Genomic DNA, 2,386 nt, shown 5'->3' with positions numbered 1-2,386 from the left:
AGGCCCATCTGCACGGCGGCGAGGGGATTCGCGAGCTGCCGGTCGCCGCTGTAGCGCGCGTCAGCGAGCCAGGTGTCCTCGGTCCCCCAGTTGATCGCTTCGGGCTCCCAAACGTCCTCGCGCCCGCCGCCGAAGCCGAACGTCTTGAACCCCATCGACTCCAGGGCGCAATTGCCGGCGAGCACCATCAGGTCGGCCCACGAGATCTTCTTGCCGTACTTCTTCTTGATCGGCCACAGCAGCCGGCGCGCCTTGTCGAGGCTCGCGTTGTCGGGCCAGCTGTTGAGGGGCGCGAAACGCTGCTCGCCGGCTCCCGCACCGCCGCGGCCGTCGCTGATGCGGTAGGTGCCCGCACTGTGCCACGCCATCCGGATGAAGAGCGGGCCGTAGTGGCCGTGGTCGGCCGGCCACCAGTCCTGCGACGTCGTCATCACCTGCTCGATGTCCTTCTTCAGGGCGTCGAGAGCGATGGTCTTGAACTCTGCGGCGTAGTCGAACTCCGCGCCCATGGGATCGCGCGCGGGCGGATTCTGGTGGAGGACCTTCAGGTTCAACTGATTCGGCCACCAGTCCCGGCTCGACGTGCCGCTGTGCGCTTTGCCCGAGAACGGGCACTTCTTTTCGTTGTCCATGTTCACGTTGACCTCTACTGTGATGGAGTGAAGCCCGGTTGTCAGTCCGCGGGATTCTCTTCATGGTCCGTTGACGCGATCGTCGGGCCCTCGGTGCGTGCGCTCCTCCGCGGGCGTCGGCGTGTCGATGGGTCGGAGCGGGAGGGCGTTCGGGTCTGGGCTAGGCAATCCGGACAGCGCCCCCAGTAGGCGACCTCGGCCTCGTCGATTTCATAGCCCTTGTCGTCGACCGCCGTGAGACAGGGGGCGGGGCCGACCGCGCAGTCGATGTCAACCACACGGCCGCAGATTCGGCAGATCAGATGGTGGTGGTTGTCGCCGATCCGATCCTCGAAGCGAGCCGGTGACCCGGCGGGCTGAATGCGCCGGATGAGGCCTTCGGCGACCAGCACGCCGAGGGCGTCGTACACGGACTGGAGCGAGATGGCACCGATCTCGACCCTGACGACCCCGGCCACGCCGTCCGCGGTGATGTGGGGCTGGCCCGCCACCGCCCGCAGGACAGCCAATCGCTGAGCCGTGACCTGAATACCACGTTGACGAAGGAGGTCAGCCGGGTCAGGGGCCACGTCGACAGAATAGATCAATTCTTTGACTCATTCAAAGCTTTGACCTCCATGACTAATGGTGGGATAATCCCACCATGATCGTTACTCTGGATTCCAAGCGCCGTTTGACGGTGCCCGCGACGCTTGCGCCTGCCTCGCCAGGTGAGTATTTCGACGCGCGCTTCGATGCAGAGGAGGACGCGATCGTCTTTCGTCGCCTCGCAGGTGACGAAGACTGGCTGACCGTGCTCAAGGAATGCCCGGTCAGCATGGATGATGTACCTCCCCGCCGCCGAGAGACGGCACGTCGTCGTAAGTTATGAGCTGGCTGCTCGATACCGACGTAATCTGCCAGCCGGCCAAGCGCCACGGCGATCGTCGCGTTGTCGCGTGGATCGAACAGGAAAAGAACGATTGCTACACGAGCGCCGTTGTGATCGCTCAGCTTGCGTACTGGGTTCGCACGAAAGAAGGACGGCAGCGTAACGCCCTCCAAGCGTGGTTGACGCGTCTGACGGACGCCATGCATGGCCGCATCCACGGCTTCAACGTATCCGTCGCGCATGTCTGGGCCGAACAGGAGCGCGCACTGGAGAAGGCCGGCCAGCGCATGCCGGTGGAAGACAGCTACATCGCCGCCACGGCCAAGCGCTATGGACTCACGATTGTGACTGGCAACGAACAGGACTTCCGTCGCCCTGGGCTGAAAGTCTTCAACCCGTTCAGGGAGCTACCGACGGGTTGACCAACCCCGCCTCGCGCTCGAAGAGCGCGGTCGCGTCCACCTGATCGACGTACACGACATCCAGGAGCACCAGCCGCGCCGATCTCGCCCGGTGCGGCCGGCGCCCTCGTCCGAGCGGCCTTCAGCGACTGGCCGACTGCCGCGCTGCCGCGGGCGGGCCGTTCAGGAGCGCGTTGAACACCAGTTTGAACGTGCCGTGCGTCTGCGCGCGATGCTGCGGGCGAAAGCCGATCAAAACGACGCGCCCGGCGCCGTGCTTCACCGAGACGGCGGCGGCCTTCTTGGAGATGAGGGACTCGCCGAGCAGCCAGCCGCTCTGGAGCACGTCGCGCTCGACGTACGTCGCCAGGATCGCCGTTTCGTCGTTGCGATCCGACGGCACGATCTCGTAGACCTGGCTGCCCGCAAGGAACGTCGCGAGACCCTCGTCTGGCATCCCGTAGGCGAGCGGGTGGTCGTTG

At 65.3% G+C, this 2,386-nt stretch carries 5 protein-coding genes; 2 read left to right on the top strand and 3 right to left on the bottom strand.

All coding sequences use genetic code 11. The annotated features are described in order from the left end of the window. A partial coding sequence (locus tag GEV06_28420; GenBank protein ID MPZ21776.1) for a catalase-peroxidase occupies positions 1 to 632 on the bottom strand: 632 nt, incomplete at its 3' end. A gap of 41 nt (positions 633 to 673) precedes the next feature. After that, positions 674 to 1,201 carry a transcriptional repressor gene (locus GEV06_28415; GenBank protein ID MPZ21775.1) on the bottom strand — a complete coding sequence of 176 codons (528 nt, stop codon included), beginning with the start codon at positions 1,199 to 1,201 and terminating at the stop codon, positions 674 to 676. 74 nt (positions 1,202 to 1,275) lie between these two features. Between GEV06_28415 and GEV06_28410 the strand changes: the two genes are divergently transcribed. Both GEV06_28410 and GEV06_28405 read left to right on the top strand, forming a co-directional pair. Beyond that, positions 1,276 to 1,503: a hypothetical protein gene (locus GEV06_28410; GenBank protein MPZ21774.1), complete on the top strand. Its 228-nt coding sequence runs from the start codon at positions 1,276 to 1,278 to the stop codon at positions 1,501 to 1,503. Beyond that, positions 1,500 to 1,925, top strand: a complete 426-nt coding sequence (locus GEV06_28405; protein ID MPZ21773.1) for a PIN domain-containing protein — start codon at positions 1,500 to 1,502, stop codon at positions 1,923 to 1,925. The genes GEV06_28410 and GEV06_28405 overlap by 4 nt, the downstream gene beginning before the upstream one ends. Positions 1,926 to 2,046: 121 nt before the next feature. Here the strand turns inward: GEV06_28405 and GEV06_28400 are convergent. Continuing rightward, positions 2,047 to 2,386, bottom strand: a 340-nt coding sequence (locus GEV06_28400) for a hypothetical protein (protein ID MPZ21772.1), incomplete at its 5' end; no start/stop codon positions are given.

Source organism: Luteitalea sp. (assembly GCA_009377605.1).
GTDB lineage: Bacteria > Acidobacteriota > Vicinamibacteria > Vicinamibacterales > Vicinamibacteraceae > WHTT01.
Note: the sequence above shows the minus strand (reverse complement) of the source record. Positions and strands in the feature narration are given on the sequence as shown.

Coding starts and splice junctions, on each gene's coding strand:
- GEV06_28410 (MPZ21774.1), top strand. CDS start 1,276: ATGATCGTTACTCTGGATTCCAAGCGCCGTTTGACGGTGCCCGCGACG.
- GEV06_28405 (MPZ21773.1), top strand. CDS start 1,500: ATGAGCTGGCTGCTCGATACCGACGTAATCTGCCAGCCGGCCAAGCGC.